Genomic DNA, 18,096 nt, shown 5'->3' on the forward strand with positions numbered 1-18,096 from the left:
GTCAGAAAAGATTTGTAAAAAGAAAAGAGTACCGATTTTCAGAAGCTTAAGCGCGGTAGCCCACGCCAGTCAGAGCAGATTGTGCGCCGTACCCTGCACCGGTATTGCCAAGACGGTGATGCCCGTCCAATTTTAATGTGAGCAATGAAAAATGTGGAAATGGTTTCATCAATTCGCTAAACCCGAGCGGCTCTATCAGCTGTGTGGCCGATTTATTCCATGGCTGGCGATTGGGGCTGCTGTCTGCTTGATTGTGGGCTGGGTGTGGGGGCTTGGTTTTGCTCCATCGGATTACCAACAAGGTAATAGCTTCCGTATCATGTACTTGCATGTTCCGGCAGCAATTTGGTCGATGGGCATTTATATGTCGATGGCTATCGCGGCGTTTGTTGGTTTAATCTGGCAAATAAAAATGTCCGATAACCTGGTCGCGGCTATGGCCCCGGTGGGCGCGGTGTTCACCTTTATTGCTTTGGTCACCGGTTCGGCTTGGGGTAAACCGATGTGGGGAACTTGGTGGATCTGGGACGCGCGGCTGACTTCTGAGTTAGTGCTATTGTTCCTTTATCTGGGGGTGATCGCCCTGTATAACGCCTTCGAAGACCGCAAATTGGCGGGGCGAGCTGCCGGTATTTTGGTATTGGTCGGCGTGGTCAATATTCCCATCATTCATTTCTCTGTCGTGTGGTGGAACACCTTGCATCAGGGTTCCACTAACATGCAGCAAAGCATTGATCCGAGCATGCGTTCACCACTGCGCTGGGCCATTTTTGGCTATTTATTCTTCTTTATCACTCTGACATTAATGCGTTTGCGCAATCTGATTTTGCAACAAGAGCGGCATCGCCCTTGGGTTGCCGCTCTCTTGCGTAAGGAGCCTCGCGTATGAATCCGGCCTTTCATTCTTGGGCGGCATTTTTTGCCATGGGCGGCTACGCCTTTTATGTCTGGCTGGCGGTGGCCGCCACTTTACTGTCACTGTTGAGCTTGTGGGCACATACCCTATGGCAACACAAACAGTTATTAGCGGATATTCAGCGCCGTGAGGCGAGAGAGCAACGTATTCGTCAGGCAAATCAGGCCCCGACTCAGCAAGCCAAAAATGTGGCCCATTCGCAGGAGAAAACACAGTGAACCCACGTAGGAAAAGTCGACTCTATCTGGCGATTGTGGTGCTGATTGGCATCGGTTTGACCACCACTCTGGTGTTGTATGCGCTGCGGGCTAATATTGATTTGTTTTATACCCCCGGTGAAATTTTGCAGGGCAAGGGCGAGCGCCATGAGAAGCCGGAAATCGGTCAGCGCTTGCGCATTGGCGGTATGGTGATGCCGGGGTCGGTGAAGCGCGACGAAAAAACGTTGGAAATGAGTTTCAAAGTTTATGATGCTCGCGGTGTTGTCACCGTCACTTATACCGGCATTCTGCCCGATCTGTTCCGTGAGGGGCAGGGGGTGGTGGCGCAAGGGGTCTTTGCTGAAAACAACACCATCAATGCCAAAGAAGTCTTAGCAAAACATGATGAAAAATATACCCCACCGGAAGTGAAAGAGGCGATGAAAGAAAATCATATCCGCCCAGCGGAGGCCTATAACAGCGCCGTGGGTGAGGGCAATGCTTCATGATTCCTGAAATTGGCGGTTTCTTATTATGTCTGGCGCTGGCTCTCTCGCTATTGCTGAGTTTGTATCCGCAATGGGGGGCGGCGCGTCAAGATGCACGCATGATGGCAACCGGTAGGCCATTGACCTACGGTATGTTTGCCACCATTGCGCTTTCATTTATATGCTTGGTATATGCATTTGTGGTGAATGATTTCACCGTCTCTTATGTGGCGGCGAACTCGAATTCACATCTGCCGGTCTATTACCGCATTGCGGCAACTTGGGGGGCGCACGAAGGGTCTCTGCTGCTGTGGGTCTTGCTGCTCAGTTGTTGGTCACTGGCGGTGGCGCTGTTTAGCCGCTCCATGCCGGATGATGCAGTTGCCCGCGTATTGTCGGTGTTGGGGATGATTACGGGCGGCTTCTTGCTGTTTATTATTCTGACTTCGAACCCCTTTAACCGCACCTTGCCGGACTTCCCGATTGATGGCAATGATTTAAACCCGCTGTTGCAAGATGTCGGGCTGATTTTCCATCCACCATTGCTCTATATGGGCTATGTCGGTTTCTCGGTGGCATTTGCTTTTGCTATTGCTTCTTTAATGGCGGGGCGGCTGGATAGCGCTTGGGCTCGCTGGTCACGTCCGTGGACTCAGGCCGCATGGGTATTCCTGACCATGGGGATCGTGCTGGGTTCAGCTTGGGCTTATTATGAGCTTGGCTGGGGCGGTTGGTGGTTCTGGGATCCGGTAGAAAATGCTTCCTTTATGCCATGGTTGGCTGGCACGGCGCTGATTCATTCATTGGCCGTCACCGAAAAGCGCGGAACATTCAAAGCCTGGACAGTTTTGTTGGCGATTACCGCGTTTTCCTTGTGCTTGATGGGGACATTCTTGGTGCGCTCCGGCGTGTTGGTTTCGGTGCATTCTTTTGCTTCTGACCCGGCGCGCGGCATGTTTATTTTAGCGTATTTGGTGATTGTCATCGGCGGCTCCTTGCTACTGTATGCGGTTAAAGGCGCGCAAGTGCGCAGCCGAACTCAGCATGAAGTCTTCTCGCGCGAGACTTTCCTGTTAGGCAATAACGTGCTGCTTATTGCGGCGATGTTGGTGGTATTGCTCGGCACTTTGCTGCCATTAGTCCATAAACAGCTTGGGTTGGGCAGTATCTCCATTGGCGAGCCTTTCTTTAATACCATGTTTACCTGGCTGATGGCACCGATGGCGCTATTAATGGGGATTGGCCCATTAGTTCGCTGGCGTCGCGATGAGCCGAGTAAGCTTTATAAGCGCTTGGGTGTGGCGCTGGTGGTCACTTTGCTGCTGTCAATATTGGTGCCGTGGTTGCTGCAAGACACTATCGCCGGTATGACCGTGGTCGGGCTGATGATGGCTATCTGGGTGATTATCCTCACCGTGATGGAGTTGCATGAGCGCGCCACTCATCGTCATGGTTTCTGGCGTGGCCTGAGCCACCTTTCTCGCAGCCATTGGGGGATGGTGCTGGGGCACCTTGGGGTGGCGGTGACTGTGATTGGGATTGCCTTCAGTCAGAATTACAGTGTTGAGCGCGATGTGCGCATGAAAGCCGGTGATAGCATCGATATTCACGATTATCACTTTGTATTCCGCGATGTTCACGACATTAAAGGAGCAAACTATACCGGCGGCGTCGGCATTATTGATGTCACCCGAAACGGCAAGCCCGAAGCCACCTTGCATGCAGAAAAACGCTATTACAGTGTGGCCCGCTCAATGATGACGGAAGCGGCCATTGACGGCGGCCTAACGCGCGACTTGTATGCTGCTTTAGGTGAAGAACTGGATGACGGTTCATGGGCTGTGCGCTTGTATTACAAGCCATTTGTGCGCTGGATTTGGTATGGCGGGGTGTTTATGGCCATCGGCGGTATTTTCTGTATGTTTGATCCCCGTTATCGGATGAGTAAAAAGTTAAAACGCGGCGCTGCAACGGAGGCTAAATAATGAAATCTCAATTTTCGTTTAATAAGCTCATGTTCATCCCGCTGGTGCTGTTTTTACTGCTGGTGGTCGCTTTTTTGGTGCAACTGACTCGAAATGCCAATGGCGATGATCCCACCATGTTGGAGTCGGCGCTGATTGGCAAACCGGTGCCGACTTTTAAACTGGAGTCCCTTGAGCAACCGGGGAAAACTTTTGATCAGTCGATATTGCATGATGGTAAGCCGATGCTACTCAATGTGTGGGCGACCTGGTGCCCGACTTGCCGTGCCGAGCATGAATATCTGAATAAACTGGCCGCGCAGGGTATCCGGGTGGTGGGTTTGAACTATAAAGATGACCGGGCCAAAGCCGTCCAATGGCTCAATGCGCTGGGTAATCCTTATGCGCTGAGTTTGTATGATGGCGATGGCATGCTGGGGCTGGATTTAGGGGTTTATGGTGCCCCAGAAACTTTCTTGATCGACGGTCAGGGCATCATTCGTTATCGCCATGCCGGTGATCTCAATGATCGCGTCTGGCAGCAGGAAATTTTGCCATTGTATAAAAAGTATCAGGGGGGCGCATGAGATTATTCAGTCTGGCGTTAGGCCTGATATTGAGCTGGGGTATTTTGGCGACCAATGCTTTGGCGGCCATTGATACTTACACTTTTAGCTCGGTGGAGCAGGAGCAGCAGTATCGCGAGTTAACTGAGCAATTGCGCTGCCCTAAATGCCAAAACAATAGCATTGCTGATTCCAATGCCACCATTGCCGCTGATATGCGCGGCAAGGTGTATGAACTGATGCAGCAGGGCAATTCCAAACCGCAAATCATTGACTATATGGTGGTTCGATATGGCAACTTTGTTACCTATGAGCCACCTGTAACCCCTGCAACCTTGATTTTGTGGATTGGCCCGGCAATGTTTGTCCTGATAGGCGCAATCATTGTAGTGCTGCGCGCCCGGCGGCGGGTGGAGAAAGAAGCCGCGCTTTCGCCGCAGGAGCAGCAGCGGTTACAGACTTTGCTGGCTGAACAAAAGGCTACTGTTAAAAAACAGATCTCGGCTCAACACAAAAAGACGAACAGGAAAAAACCATAATGGCTTTTTGGCTGATAGTGATTATTTTGCTGGCGGTCGCGGGTGCCTTGTTGGTCATTCCGGCGCTGCGATCAGAGACGAATTCAGCGGTGACCACCCGAGATGAGCTGAACAAGGCGATTTACCAAGACCGGTTATCTGAGCTGGCTGAGGATGAAGCCCAAGGAGTGGTAGATCAGCAGCCTGAATTGATTCAGGAATTACAGCAAAATCTGCTGACAGATATTCCACAAGAATCTACTGAAAACGCCAGCCCCATCAATCGCTGGGTTTTACTGCCGGGCGTGGTGATTTTGGTGGTGGTTTCGGTCGGGCTATATCTGAAAACAGGTGGCTTGCCGCAAGTACAAGCGTGGCATCAGGTTGAAGCGCAAATGCCTGAATTACGGGCCAGAGTGGCCAATGAGCGGGCTGAGCCTCTGACGATGGAGGAAATCGCACGATTGGGGCTGGGATTACGCACCTCGCTGCAACAAGATACCCGTAACGTTAATGATTGGATGATGCTTGGCAGAGTGGGCATGGCACTGAATAACGCCACGACCGCCACGCAAGCTTTCGCTAAAGCTTATCAACTTGCGCCCGATAATGATGATGTCAGGTTCGGCTATGCTGAAGTGCTGACCCGTTCCAATGATCCGCAGGATAATCAACTGGCAACCAAGATGCTGCGCACTATGGTTGGGCAGGATCACACTAATTTACGCGCTATGAGTTTATTAGCTTTTAATGCTTTTGAGCAGGGCGATTTTAAACAAGCCATTGGCGCGTGGGAAGTTATGCTAAAATTGCTGCCTGCTGGCGATTCTCGTACAGAAGTGATAAAACGCAGTATTGCGCAAGCTAAATCACAGGCCGGGCAGGAAACAGCTACACTGGAAATAGCGGTCTCACTGTCACCAGAGGCGGCGCAGAAATTACCCCAGCAGGGCGCGCTGATTATCTCGGTAACGGATGGCTCAAACCCAGTCCCGGTTGCGGTAAAACAGCTGCCTTTGAGCCGCTTTCCGCTATCAGTAACACTCGATGATAGCAATGCAATGATGCCGGAGCGGTTGTTATCTTCGTTGCAACAGGTGAAGGTGCGTGTCCGTATTTCACTGGACGGCACTGTGAATTCGCAGCCAGGTGACTGGTTTGGTGAAAGCGGTGTGCAGAATTTCGTCGCGAAGGGGCAACCCCAGACTATTAATGTTCAAATAAATAGACAAATCCCTTAAATATAAGGGGTTGGTAAGAATTTCATGGAGAACAATATGAACTACCGCCTGATTGGGCTGGCTTTTGCAACCGTGCTTTTAGTGGGGTGTGCCAGTCGTTCGCCGGATAATTTGGAGCAGGGCCGCTCAGATCCGCTGGAAGGTTTTAACCGGGCAATGTTCAATTTTAACTATGAGGTTCTTGACCCTTATATCGTGCGACCGGTGGCTGTGGTTTGGCGTGATTATGTGCCACAACCGGCCCGTAATGGGATGAGTAACTTCTTGGGGAACCTTGAAGAGCCGGCCAGCATGGTCAATAGCTTCCTGGTCGGTGATCCGTACAATGCCATGAAGCACTTTAACCGCTTCTTCCTGAACACTCTTTTGGGGATGGGCGGGTTAATTGACGTCGCCGGTATGGCAAACCCGAAACTGGCGAAAGAAGTTCCGCACCGTTTTGGTAGCACTTTGGGGCATTACAATGTCGGTTATGGCCCCTATGTGGTATTACCGGCCTATGGTAGTTTCACCATTCGTGAAGATGGGGGCGATGCGGTTGATTACGTCTATCCAGTGCTGAGTTATCTGACCTTCTGGATGTCGGCGGGCAAATGGGTGCTGGAAGGGGTAGAAACCCGTGCGCAGCTATTGGATTCCGATGGTTTGCTGCGTAATTCCTCCGACCCATATCTAATGGTGCGTGAAGCCTACTTCCAGCGCTATGATTTCCTGGCGAATGGCGGGCAACTAAAACCGGAAGTTAATTCCAATGCTCAAGCCATTCAGGGCGATTTGGAAAGTATCGATTCAGCTAACTGATAGAGATGTTAGCCTGAAAATAAAAAAGCGCCGTAAGGCGCTTTTTTTTGTGGGCAATGATTGATTAAATCATGCCGATTAGAAGGCGTAGTTGAAGTTCACGCCATACAGCAATGCGGTACCTTTAGAATCAAACTGATAGGTTGTTCCGCCCAATGCAGCCGGTGTTTTTTCCGTGATATGCACGTTCTGGCCATGCATATAGGAAACACCAACGTCAACTGATGCATCTTTGTTGAAGGCGTAGGTGGTACCGGCACTTATCCAGAAACGGTCTTGGTCTGGAATCGAGATAGTGCGGTTATCAGCTGGAACCGGGCTGTCATCAAAGGCAATACCGGTACGGAAAGTCCAGTTATCATCGTAATAATAGGTGGTACCCAGCGCGATACGGTAAGCATCGTGGAAGCCTTCTTGCTTTTCAAACAGAGTGTTACCGTTGGTTCCGGTGGCTTTCAACTCTTTGAACTGGCTCCAACTGGTGTAGGCCAGGCTGTAGTGAATAGCCCATTGAGGGGCGACTTTATTGTAGCCGGACACTTCCCACACTTCTGGCAGATTCAGGGTCAATGCACCTGGAATCACTGCGCCACCTGTACCACCTGGTGGTGGTAACTGGCTGCTGAAATCACCATCAAAGTCGATTTTCACTTTTGAACGATAGGTAAAGCTGTAACGGTTTTCTTTATCCACTTCATACAGCACGCCGGCATTCCAACCATAGCCCCATTTGGTCCCTTCCATCCGGGTGACTTCAGTATTCGCCGGGATAACTCCGCGACCAGCTTCACCAATATGGCGCACAATCTTGGCATCGGCATAAACCGCATTAAAGCCCAAACCAAAGCTGAAGTTTTCATTCAGGCGATAAGCTGTGCTCAAGTTCAGGTTGGCGGTTTTCAGGTCAGTTTGCCCCCCCAGAGAACCGGCAATATAGTCATCATTAAATTCAGTGGCCAAACCGTAGTTTGAAGTACCGGAAGCCCCAATCGCCCATTGCTCATTCAGCGGCATAATAAAGTGGATATTGGGGATCCACGCCGATGGCGCGATGTTTTTGGCACTGGTACTTCTGCCCGATAGGGGGGATGTGCCACTGATATCAACGTTTGGGTCGACATACACGAAGCCGCCGGAGAATGAAGGGCGGTCGAACAAAGTCATTGCGGCGGGGTTGCGGCTACCAACAGAAGCATTGTCAGCAACGGCGCCTTCACCAGAGAAAGAGCGGCCCAATGCAGCTGCTGAATATTCATTCAGCTGAAAACCAGCTGCAGAAACGTTCGAAGAAATCAGTGCTACTGCAGCTGCCAGAGCTGATCGGGTAAACAGGTTTTTCTGGTTCATGACCAAAACCTCATTGTTTTATTTAAACTATGTTACATACCGTAACAAGAGAATGCGGGATTGTAGGGTCCGTTATCGGTCAGACAAAGCAGACCAGTGGCTGAAGTATAGGTCCGACCTGTGTGCGTGTTGCAAGTATGTTTTAGGATTTGGTCAAATTTGATTGCAAAAAATAGACGCAGTTAACAAAAAAATCACAATTTGGTAGCAATTCATACATTATTGATGAGGGAGTGAACAATTTTAGCGTGATTTCCGTCACTTAATAGGCCTATAAACAGTAAGTCCTAGTGCCTTGTGACCTAGGGGAGTAAAATGACAGTAGAGAAAATATTTTTTTGCACTCTGCCTTATCTGCGTTAATTGATAGCTGATGTGCGTTTATTTTGAAATATCCGTTGAGGAGAATTGAAGATGTCAGATGCAATCAATCGTTGTAGTGCGGAAGAAACCGCAGCTTGCTGCTGTATAGATGTAGGCACTATCATGGACAATACTGATTGTACCGCGTCCTATAGCTGCGTATTCGACAACCGTGCTGATGCTGAAGCCATGCTGAAAACGCTGACTGAAAAAGCGCGGGCTGTTGAATCTGAACCTTGCCTGATCGAACATAAGTTGGAAGAAACTACAGATGGCGTGCGCTTAACCATTGATTTCACTTTCTCCTGCCAGGCAGAAACCATGATCTTCCAGTTAGGCCTGCGTTAATTCGCACTTTACTGTAAGTTGATTCAGGTAAGCTGAATATCCCTAAAACGCGGAGCTTTTTGCTTCGCGTTTGTTTTTGTACTCTTCTCGCATTTCGTGCTGAATTTATTGCATCAGAAACCTCGGCTTTATATGTCTTATCCATCCGCCAGTTCCTCCCTTTCCTTTCTTTTTATAGTGAAAAGTTGCTCCTGCTCCCACTTTCCTGCTCTATAGGTTTACCAAATGTAAATGTTTGGTTAACAATAATTGGATCAGGTCAGACCTGTTATTTGTTATGCTTTAATAAAAGCCACTTTGACTTATCAGGAGCATGTATGAGTAAGCCATTACCGCTAGTGACGCGCCAGGGCGATCGCATTGCCATAGTCAGCGGACTGCGAACCCCTTTTGCCAAGCAGGCAACTGCTTATCACGGCGTGCCTGCTGTAGATTTAGGCAAAATTGTGGTCAGTGAACTCTTGGCCAGAAGCGGTGTTGCTCCTGAATTCATTGATCAACTGGTGTTTGGTCAAGTCGTCCAAATGCCAGAAGCGCCAAACATCGCGCGGGAAATTGTGCTGGGAACCGGCATGAGTGTGCATACTGATGCTTACAGTGTCTCCCGTGCCTGTGCGACCAGCTTTCAGGCGGTGGCCAATGTGGCGGAAAGTATCATTGCTGGTTCAGTGACTGTGGCGATCGCCGGTGGTGCGGATTCTTCCTCTGTTTTGCCCATCGGTGTCAGCAAAGCATTGGCGCGGACCTTGGTTGACGTCAATAAAGCACGAACTTTATCCCAACGATTGAAATTATTTAGCCGGTTAAAACTGCGCGATTTGCTCCCGGTGGCTCCAGCCGTCGCAGAATACTCAACTGGCCTGCGGATGGGCGATACCGCTGAACAGATGGCAAAAACCTATGGTATTAGCCGCGAGGATCAGGACGCTTTAGCGCTGCGCTCGCACCAAATGGCGGCACAGGCCTGGCAGCAGGGATTATTACAAGATGAGGTGATGACAGCTTATATTCCGCCTTATCGTGATGCTATCACTGAAGATAATAATATCCGCAAAGATTCCACTATGGAGCAATATGCCAAATTACGTCCGGCATTTGATCGTAAGCACGGCAGTGTCACGGCGGCGAACAGCACGCCACTGACCGACGGTGCGGCGGCAGTCATGATGATGAGTGAGTCAAAGGCTAAGGCGCTGGGTTTACAGCCATTAGGCTATCTGCGCAGTTTTGCGTTTTCGGCCATTGATGTCTGGCAAGACATGCTGTTAGGCCCCTCCTACGCAACCCCCTTAGCACTTGATCGCGCCGGAATAACACTGGCAGATTTAACCCTCATTGATATGCATGAAGCATTTGCGGCACAAACATTAGCGAACTTGAAAATGTTCGCCAGTGATAGCTTCGCACGCGAAAAGCTGGGCCGCAGTCAGGCAATTGGTGAAGTTGATATGAGTAAATTCAACGTATTGGGTGGATCAATTGCTTATGGTCATCCTTTCGCCGCGACCGGTGCGCGCATGATCACTCAAACATTGTATGAATTGCGTCGCCGCGGTGGTGGGTTAGGATTAACAACCGCCTGTGCTGCGGGTGGTTTGGGTGCCGCAATGATTTTGGAGGTGGAGTAATGAGCCAGGAAAATATTCTTAATCGCGGGGATGAAATAGCCATAGTTGGCTCTGCCGTTCCGGCCCATTCGGTTTTCACCCTCGATGTTCGGCCCGATAATATTGGTATCATCACCATTGATGTTGTCGGTGATAAAGTTAATACCTTAAAGGCTGAATTTGCAGAGCAAATTGCTGAAATACTGCAACAAGCGCAGGCTTTGAGTCAATTACAGGGTTTAGTTATTATTTCTGGCAAACCGGACTCTTTTATCGCCGGTGCAGATATCAGCATGATTGCTGCTTGTCGCACCGCACAAGATGCGCGTGTTCTGGCCCAGAAAGGGCAATCCATTCTGGCACAAATTGCGGCATTTCCAGTGCCGGTAGTCGCTGCTATCCACGGGGCTTGCCTCGGCGGTGGTCTGGAACTGGCGCTGGCGTGTCATAGCCGCATTTGCTCGCAGGATGATAAAACTGTGCTCGGTTTGCCTGAGGTACAGCTTGGGCTGTTGCCGGGGTCCGGTGGCACCCAGCGTTTGCCGCGTCTGGTGGGGGTGAGTAAGGCACTGGATATGATATTGACTGGCCGGCAGGTTCGCGGCCGTCAGGCACTTAAAATGGGGCTGGTGGACGACGTGGTGCCGCACGATATTTTGCTTGATGTGGCTATCCAGCGGGCTAAAGCCGGTTGGCTTGATAAGCCCGTCTTGCCGTGGCAGGAGCGTTTGCTTAGCGGCCCATTAGGTAAATCATTGTTATTTAATATTGTTCGTAAGAAAACACGGGCAAAGACAAAAGGTCATTATCCAGCAGCCGAGCGTATTATTGATGTGGTGCGTAAGGGGTTAGACCACGGCGGCCCTGCGGGTTATGAAGCCGAAGCAAAAGCCTTTGGTGAGCTGGCAATGTCTCCTGAGTCAGCAGCATTACGCAGCTTGTTTTTTGCGACCACCGCGCTGAAAAAAGAGACTGGTGGCAAAGAACAGCCTCGGGCTATCCATCGAGTCGGGGTATTAGGTGGGGGGCTGATGGGCGGAGGTATAGCCAATGTGACTGCAACACGTGCGGGTTTACCGGTTCGGATTAAAGATATCAATCCAACAGGCATTAACCAGGCGCTGAAATATACCTGGGATACCTTGGGCGAGCGGGTGCGTAGCAAGCGGATGCGCCCGGCAGAGCGGCAACGCCAGATGATGCTGATTTCCGGCAGCACTGATTATTGTGGCTTTGGTAATGTGGATATTGTGGTTGAGGCGGTATTTGAAGATTTGTCGTTGAAGCAGCAGATGGTGGCAGATATTGAGCATTTCGCTGCACCTCATACCATTTTCGCTTCCAACACTTCGTCACTGCCGATAAGTGATATCGCGGCACAGGCACAGCGGCCAGAGCAGGTTATCGGTCTGCATTACTTTAGCCCGGTGGATAAAATGCCATTGGTGGAAGTTATTCCGCATGCAAAGACTAGCGAAGCAACCATTGCAACCACTGTTGCTTTAGCACGTAAACAGGGAAAAACAGCGATTGTGGTGGCAGATTGTGCCGGGTTCTATGTAAACCGTATTTTGGCTCCATACATTAATGAAGCAGCTCGCTGTATATTAGATGGTGAACCTATCGATTTAATTGATAAAGCTCTGGTCGATTTCGGCTTTCCGGTAGGCCCGATAACCTTGTTGGATGAAGTTGGGATTGATGTGGGCACCAAGATAATGCCCATTCTGGTAGAGAAATTAGGGGCACGTTTTGCTGCGCCGCCTTCATTTGATGTCATTTTGAAAGATGGGCGGAAAGGGCGTAAAAATGGCCGCGGTTTCTATCTTTATCCAGCTAAAAGTAGCGGTTTCAAGTGGAAGAAAAGTTCCGGTAAGCAAGTGGACACCAGCGTTTATACCTTACTCGGTGTCACACCGAAGGCCCATCTAGAATCTGCCGTGATAGCACAGCGTTGCGTCATGATGATGCTGAATGAAGCCGCACGTTGTCTGGATGAATCTATTATCCGTAACCCGCGCGATGGGGATATTGGTGCGGTGTTTGGGATTGGTTTCCCACCGTTTTTAGGCGGGCCTTTCCGCTATATGGATAACCTGGGCGCAGAAACAATGGTAAAAACACTGAGTTTGCTCGCGCAACAGTATGGTGAGCGCTTTGAACCTTGCTCATTATTGGTCACGATGGCTGAGCAGCAACAAAGGTTTTATCCGCCGGAAAATAGTATGAATGAGCGGGCAGTCAATCCCGATAATTAAGAGTGTGAACGGGATCACCACCTGCAATTCTAACCATTCAGGTGGCTGTACACTGAGAGCAACCCGCGCTACTTTAAATCAGAACCACGCAAAGTGACCATTTGTGCCAAAATGAATGAATAGCCATTTATTGTGTAGGTGATAGAGTTTAGATTAAGCTGTTGATATGGTTACTCTGTAACCAATCAAGGTTGGCTGTTGGTGTTGCTGGTGTAAAAACAGCCATTTTCTTTACCTTAAGTTTCAGGCAAAATGCCCGGCCGCCATAGAGAGACGGCGCGTTATCGTTATGAAGTTTCTTTGCTTTCAAGCAAAGGTTTCGGCGGTACAGCACGCAAAGCGTTTCTGTATAGCGTTATTTTGTTAACAAAAACGGTGCAATATGCAAGTTTTCATTATGCGTCACGGTGACGCGGCCCTTAACGCACCCAGTGATGCGCAAAGGCCTCTTACTCTGTGTGGTCAGGATGAATCACGCCAGATGGCAAGCTGGTTAAACGACCAGTCAGTCGATATTGAAAGGATTTTTGTTAGCCCATACTTACGCGCGGGGCAAACATTAGAAGTGGTGCGCGAGGTGATGACGCTTCCGGCTGAGCAGGAAGTGATGCCAGAATTAACCCCGGGTGGGGATGCCGCTTTTGTTTGTTGCTATTTACAAGCACTGGCAAAAGAAGATTGTGCTGCGGTGTTGGTTATTTCGCACTTGCCGCTGGTCGGGTATTTGGTGGCTGAACTTTGTCCGGGGCAATGCCCGCCAATGTTTGCGACTTCAGCAATTGCTTGTGTTGATTTGGATGGCGAAACTGGCAAGGGGACTTTTGACTGGCAGGTTAGCCCGACACAACTTTTAGCTAAAGCTTGTCACGGCTAAATATCATCTGAGCCATTGTTCAATAAGCTAATGTTCAATAAGGTGCGGCATCACTGTCGCGCCTCTACTCGCCATATTTCAAACTGCATGTGTGTGGCAGCAAAATGCATCCTACCAGCCAACCCGGCTACTGCTCTAACTCAATTAACACCAATAATGCCGCTGTGCCACCCCATTCTTTCGGGGCTTGATGGAATGCCAGCACATCGGGATGCTGCGCCAACCACAGCGGGGTTTGCTGCTTCAAAACATGCTTGCCATGCCCATGCATAACACAGGCGCAATGCACGTGCTCGCGTTTGCAGGCCGCAATCAAGGCTCCCAACTCTTGCTTAGCTTGTTTTTGGGTTAACCCGTGTAAATCTAAAAACATATCGGGTGAGTAATCACCCCGTCGAAGTTTTTTTACTTCAAAATGATCAACACCAGGCCGCACATAACGCGTCGGGCCGTCGGTATCTAATAGCGGTTGGAATTCATCAGAAAAATAATGACTGGCATCAACCTGCTCTTGCAGCAATCGTTCCGGCGCAATTTTTTTGCCGAGTTTGGGCGGCACACGATGGACAATTGTGTCTTGTTTCAGCTTCTTGGCTCCGGCTATCGACTCTTTAAATAGTGCTAATTCATCTGTTGTCAGGTGATATTTATTTTTCATTATCTGTTCATCGTACTTGTGCAATTTCCCCAGTTTACCTGTTGAGATGCATCTGTCTAAATAAATGTAATCTTAAGATTGGTGGCTTTAATGTGTATTTCATTATTTGGTTATCATTCAACTGATGTATTGCTGCTGATTTGTGGCGGGCTTCATGGCAAACTAGGGGCATAGATAATGATTTTATGCCCTAGCTGGAGAATACCTTGGACAAGATTTTCGTCGACGAAGCAGTAAATGAGCTGCACACCATTCAGGATATGCTGCGTTGGGCAGTCAGCCGTTTTAATGCGGCCAATATTTTTTATGGTCACGGTACTGATAATCCGTGGGACGAAGCGGTGCAATTGGTTTTTCCAAGCCTATTTTTACCGATAGATATTCCAGAAGATATGCGCAATGCGCGCCTGACATCCAGTGAGCGCCATCGTATTGTCGAGCGAGTTATTCGCCGGGTCAATGAGCGCATTCCAGTTGCTTACCTAACTAATAAAGCCTGGTTCTGTGGCATGGAATATTATGTTGATGAGCGTGTATTGGTGCCACGCTCACCCATTGGCGAGCTGATTAATAACAATTTTGATGGGCTGATTCGCCATCAACCTAAACATATTCTGGATATGTGTACTGGCAGCGGCTGTATTGCCATTGCTTGTGCCTATGCCTTCCCGGAAGCGGAAGTGGATGCTGTTGATATCTCCAACGATGTGCTGGCAGTCACTGAGCACAATATTCAGCAGCATGGTATGGAGCATCAGGTCACGCCAATTCGCTCCGATCTATTCCGTGATTTACCGCCTATCAAATATGACCTGATTGTCACCAACCCGCCGTATGTTGATGCCGAAGATATGGCCGATTTACCGGATGAGTTCCGCTTTGAACCTGAGCTGGGCTTAGCTGCGGGTAGTGATGGTCTGAAACTGGCCCGCCGCATTCTGGCCTGTGCGCCAGACTTTTTACAAGATGATGGTGTGCTGATTTGCGAAGTGGGCAATAGCATGGTGCATTTAATGGATCAATATCCGGATGTACCTTTCACTTGGCTGGAGTTTGACAATGGCGGTGACGGCGTCTTTATGTTGACTAAACAACAACTGATTGATTGCGCACCACATTTCAGTATATATCGTGATTAATTATTCACTTTAAATCTGTCAGGGTGGCGAATACCGGCCTGACAAAGTGCTTATTAGAATTCAAGGAGCCGTGATGGCTGGGAACAGTATTGGGCAGTTTTTCCGCGTCACCACTTTTGGTGAATCTCACGGCATCGCCTTGGGATGTATTATCGATGGTGTTCCACCGGGAATTCCTATCACCGAGGCTGATATCCAGTTGGATCTCGACCGACGTCGCCCTGGCACCTCGCGCTATACCACTCAACGTCGCGAGCCGGATCAAGTGCGCATTTTGTCTGGTGTATTCGAGGGTGTCACCACCGGTACCAGTATCGGCTTGATGATTGAAAATACTGATCAGCGCTCACAAGATTACAGTGCGATTAAAGATGTATTTCGCCCAGGCCACGCCGATTACACTTATGAGCAAAAATACGGCGTACGCGATTATCGCGGTGGTGGCCGCTCTTCTGCCCGTGAAACGGCGATGCGCGTTGCCGCCGGTGCTATTGCGAAAAAATATCTGGCGCAGAAGTTTGGTGTGCAGGTACGCGGCTATTTGGCACAAATCGGTGATATCAGCTGTGATGTGGTTGACTGGGATCAAGTTGAGCAAAACCCATTCTTCTGTCCGGATGTGAGCAAATTGGAGTCACTGGATGCCCTGATGCGCGAGCTGAAAAAGGCCGGTGACTCTATTGGTGCCAAAATTACTGTGGTGGCTGAACATGTCCCGGTCGGTTTAGGCGAGCCAGTTTTTGACCGTTTAGATGCTGATTTAGCTCATGCGCTGATGAGCATCAATGCGGTGAAAGGGGTGGAAATTGGTGATGGTTTCGCGGTGGTCACTAAACGTGGTAGCGAAAACCGCGATGAAATTACTCCGCAAGGTTTCCAAAGCAACCATGCGGGCGGCATTCTAGGTGGGATCAGCAGCGGACAGCCAGTTGTAGCACATATCGCGTTGAAGCCGACCTCCAGCATCACGGTTCCGGGGCAGACGATTAACCGGCAGGGCGAAGCGGTTGAGATGATTACCCGTGGCCGCCATGACCCTTGCGTCGGCATTCGTGCTGTTCCGATTGCAGAAGCGATGATGGCAATTGTGTTAATGGATCACCTGCTGCGCCAGCGTGCACAGTGCGGTGATGTGGTTTCAGACGTCCCGCGCTGGTAAGTACCATGAAAAAATGGATAGCAGGCTTATTGGCACTGGTTGCCATCAGCCCGGTTATGGCGGCGACGCCATGGCAACAGATTACCCACCCGGTGGCGGGGTCTCCGCAGTCAATTGGTGGTTTTGCCAATGGTTGTGTTATCGGCGCGATGCCTTTGCCGCTAGAATCGGCAGACTATCAGGTGATGCGCCCGGATCAACGCCGTTATTTTGGACATCCTGATTTGCTGAATTTTATCCATCGGCTGAGTGATAAAGCCCAGAAAAATCAGCTTGGTACGGTGTTGATTGGTGATATGGCGATGCCAGCAGGTGGGCGTTTTAGCAGCGGACATGCTAGCCATCAGTCGGGGCTGGATGTGGATATTTGGCTACAATTGCCGAAACAGCGCTGGAGTCAGCAGCAATTATTAAAACCGCAACCTATTGATTTGGTAGCTGTTGATGGTAAACGAGTGGTGCCAGCATTATGGCAATCGCAAGTTGAAAGCCTGATTAAACTGGCCGCCAATGATGATGAAGTCACGCGTATTTTCGTCAATCCGGCGATTAAAAAGCAGCTTTGTTTAGATGCCGGAGTGGACCGTACCTGGTTGCATAAAGTGCGCCCATGGTTTGGTCATCGTGCCCATATGCATGTGCGCTTGCGTTGCCCGGCAGATAGTCTGGAATGTCTGGATCAAGACACGCCACCGCCGGGTGATGGGTGTGGCGCAGAATTGGAAAGTTGGTTCCAGCCCCATCAGCCAAGTGCTAAACCGGGTAAAACCTTACCACCGCCATTGCCACCTTCCTGTCAGGCTTTGCTGGATAACCACTTCGCTGCGGAATAAATCATGGATTGGTTTGCCCTGGGTCCTGCGGTTTTGGGGATATTGTTTTTAGTCGCTCTATTGGCCGGATTTATTGATTCCATTGCGGGCGGCGGCGGGCTACTGACTGTCCCGGCGCTGCTGGCGGTGGGGTTACCTCCGGCACAGGTTTTGGCAACCAACAAGCTGCAATCGGTCGGTGGATCATTTTCCGCCAGCCTTTATTTTATCCGCCGTGGGGCGGTTAATCTGAAAGAACAAAAGCTTACCATTGCTCTTACGGTGGTGGGATCAATGCTGGGCGCTATTTTAGTCCAGCATATGCGGGCCGATATTCTGCGCCAAATCCTGCCGCTGCTGGTCATAGGTATTGGGGTCTATTTTCTGGTGACCCCTAAGCTCGGTGAAGTTGACCAGCAACGCCGTTTGTCGGCGGTGCCATTTGCTTTGATTGCCGGTGGCGGTGTGGGCTTTTATGATGGTTTCTTTGGCCCCGGTGCCGGTTCTTTCTATGCCTTGGCTTTTGTGACCCTGTGCGGTTTTAATCTGGCAAAATCCACGGCACATGCCAAAGTGCTCAATTTCACCTCCAATTTGGGTAGCCTGATTTTCTTTATTGTCGGCGGCAAAGTGGTGTGGAGTATTGGGTTGGTGATGCTGGTGGGGCAAGTTCTTGGCGCACGTCTTGGCGCTCACATGGTCTTGACCAAGGGGCAGAAATTGATTCGCCCAATGATTGTCGTGGTGTCATTAGTTATGAGCTGCAAGCTGCTGTACGACAGCCACGGTGCCGAGATCTCCACATGGCTAGGATTACACGTTTTCGCCTAATTTAAT

At 49.9% G+C, this 18,096-nt stretch carries 18 protein-coding genes; 16 read left to right on the forward strand and 2 right to left on the reverse strand.

The window, feature by feature from the left end; all coding sequences use genetic code 11:
- The first annotated feature begins 151 nt into the window (after window positions 1-151).
- Genes OVO64_RS07950 through mlaA form a run of 8 tightly spaced genes read left to right on the forward strand, consistent with a single transcriptional unit; the run spans window position 152 to window position 6,694 of the window.
- Window positions 152-889, forward strand: a complete 738-nt coding sequence (locus tag OVO64_RS07950) for a heme ABC transporter permease (RefSeq protein WP_038631668.1) — start codon at window positions 152-154, stop codon at window positions 887-889.
- Window positions 886-1,134: a heme exporter protein CcmD gene (gene ccmD, locus OVO64_RS07955; protein ID WP_038631671.1), complete on the forward strand. Its 249-nt coding sequence runs from the start codon at window positions 886-888 to the stop codon at window positions 1,132-1,134. Before OVO64_RS07950 ends, ccmD begins: the two co-directional genes overlap by 4 nt.
- Window positions 1,131-1,625 (forward strand): cytochrome c maturation protein CcmE, encoded by a 495-nt coding sequence (gene ccmE, locus OVO64_RS07960; RefSeq protein ID WP_038631673.1) that lies wholly within the window; start codon window positions 1,131-1,133, stop codon window positions 1,623-1,625. Before ccmD ends, ccmE begins: the two co-directional genes overlap by 4 nt.
- Window positions 1,622-3,589, forward strand: coding sequence for a heme lyase CcmF/NrfE family subunit (locus OVO64_RS07965; protein ID WP_038631676.1), 1,968 nt, complete (start codon window positions 1,622-1,624; stop codon window positions 3,587-3,589). The genes ccmE and OVO64_RS07965 overlap by 4 nt, the downstream gene beginning before the upstream one ends.
- Window positions 3,589-4,155, forward strand: coding sequence for a DsbE family thiol:disulfide interchange protein (locus OVO64_RS07970; RefSeq protein WP_038631678.1), 567 nt, complete (start codon window positions 3,589-3,591; stop codon window positions 4,153-4,155). The genes OVO64_RS07965 and OVO64_RS07970 overlap by 1 nt, the downstream gene beginning before the upstream one ends.
- Entirely contained in the window at window positions 4,152-4,673 is a 522-nt protein-coding gene (locus tag OVO64_RS07975; protein ID WP_145509499.1) for a cytochrome c-type biogenesis protein, read from the forward strand. The genes OVO64_RS07970 and OVO64_RS07975 overlap by 4 nt, the downstream gene beginning before the upstream one ends.
- On the forward strand, window positions 4,673-5,893 hold the full coding sequence (ccmI, locus tag OVO64_RS07980; RefSeq protein WP_038631682.1) for a c-type cytochrome biogenesis protein CcmI: 1,221 nt from the start codon (window positions 4,673-4,675) through the stop codon (window positions 5,891-5,893). The genes OVO64_RS07975 and ccmI overlap by 1 nt, the downstream gene beginning before the upstream one ends.
- A gap of 36 nt (window positions 5,894-5,929) precedes the next feature.
- Window positions 5,930-6,694, forward strand: coding sequence for a phospholipid-binding lipoprotein MlaA (mlaA, locus tag OVO64_RS07985; RefSeq protein ID WP_072088986.1), 765 nt, complete (start codon window positions 5,930-5,932; stop codon window positions 6,692-6,694).
- Between the two features lie 78 nt (window positions 6,695-6,772).
- On the opposite strand, the gene fadL is transcribed toward mlaA, so the two are convergent.
- Window positions 6,773-8,041 carry a long-chain fatty acid transporter FadL gene (fadL, locus tag OVO64_RS07990; RefSeq protein WP_050094471.1) on the reverse strand — a complete coding sequence of 423 codons (1,269 nt, stop codon included), beginning with the start codon at window positions 8,039-8,041 and terminating at the stop codon, window positions 6,773-6,775.
- Between the two features lie 414 nt (window positions 8,042-8,455).
- Here fadL and OVO64_RS07995 point away from each other — a divergent pair, with 414 nt between their 5' ends.
- The 4 genes from OVO64_RS07995 to sixA all read left to right on the forward strand — a co-directional run bounded on the left by OVO64_RS07995 (window position 8,456) and on the right by sixA (window position 13,491).
- Entirely contained in the window at window positions 8,456-8,752 is a 297-nt protein-coding gene (locus tag OVO64_RS07995) for a YfcZ/YiiS family protein (protein WP_072076414.1), read from the forward strand.
- 317 nt (window positions 8,753-9,069) lie between these two features.
- On the forward strand, window positions 9,070-10,380 hold the full coding sequence (gene fadI / locus OVO64_RS08000; protein ID WP_145586928.1) for an acetyl-CoA C-acyltransferase FadI: 1,311 nt from the start codon (window positions 9,070-9,072) through the stop codon (window positions 10,378-10,380).
- Window positions 10,380-12,617 (forward strand): fatty acid oxidation complex subunit alpha FadJ, encoded by a 2,238-nt coding sequence (gene fadJ, locus OVO64_RS08005; protein WP_186377397.1) that lies wholly within the window; start codon window positions 10,380-10,382, stop codon window positions 12,615-12,617. Before fadI ends, fadJ begins: the two co-directional genes overlap by 1 nt.
- Before the next feature lie 382 nt (window positions 12,618-12,999).
- Entirely contained in the window at window positions 13,000-13,491 is a 492-nt protein-coding gene (gene sixA / locus OVO64_RS08010) for a phosphohistidine phosphatase SixA (protein ID WP_038631694.1), read from the forward strand.
- A 127-nt stretch (window positions 13,492-13,618) separates the two neighbouring features.
- On the opposite strand, the gene smrB is transcribed toward sixA, so the two are convergent.
- The gene (smrB, locus tag OVO64_RS08015; RefSeq protein ID WP_038631698.1) at window positions 13,619-14,149 is read right to left on the reverse strand and encodes an endonuclease SmrB; all 531 of its coding nucleotides are present in this window, start codon (window positions 14,147-14,149) and stop codon (window positions 13,619-13,621) included.
- Window positions 14,150-14,355: 206 nt separating this feature from the next.
- Between smrB and prmB the strand changes: the two genes are divergently transcribed.
- The 4 genes from prmB (at window position 14,356) to OVO64_RS08035 (ending at window position 18,090) form a co-directional block, all read left to right on the forward strand.
- Window positions 14,356-15,288: a 50S ribosomal protein L3 N(5)-glutamine methyltransferase gene (gene prmB / locus OVO64_RS08020; RefSeq protein WP_038631700.1), complete on the forward strand. Its 933-nt coding sequence runs from the start codon at window positions 14,356-14,358 to the stop codon at window positions 15,286-15,288.
- A gap of 73 nt (window positions 15,289-15,361) precedes the next feature.
- The gene (aroC, locus tag OVO64_RS08025) at window positions 15,362-16,447 is read left to right on the forward strand and encodes a chorismate synthase (protein ID WP_038631702.1); all 1,086 of its coding nucleotides are present in this window, start codon (window positions 15,362-15,364) and stop codon (window positions 16,445-16,447) included.
- A gap of 5 nt (window positions 16,448-16,452) precedes the next feature.
- Window positions 16,453-17,280 (forward strand): penicillin-insensitive murein endopeptidase, encoded by an 828-nt coding sequence (gene mepA, locus OVO64_RS08030; RefSeq protein WP_038631704.1) that lies wholly within the window; start codon window positions 16,453-16,455, stop codon window positions 17,278-17,280.
- Between the two features lie 3 nt (window positions 17,281-17,283).
- Window positions 17,284-18,090 carry a sulfite exporter TauE/SafE family protein gene (locus OVO64_RS08035; protein ID WP_145586926.1) on the forward strand — a complete coding sequence of 269 codons (807 nt, stop codon included), beginning with the start codon at window positions 17,284-17,286 and terminating at the stop codon, window positions 18,088-18,090.
- Window positions 18,091-18,096: the final 6 nt, after the last annotated feature.

This window comes from Yersinia sp. Marseille-Q5920 (genome assembly GCF_946902935.1).
GTDB classification, from domain to species: domain Bacteria; phylum Pseudomonadota; class Gammaproteobacteria; order Enterobacterales; family Enterobacteriaceae; genus Yersinia; species Yersinia rochesterensis.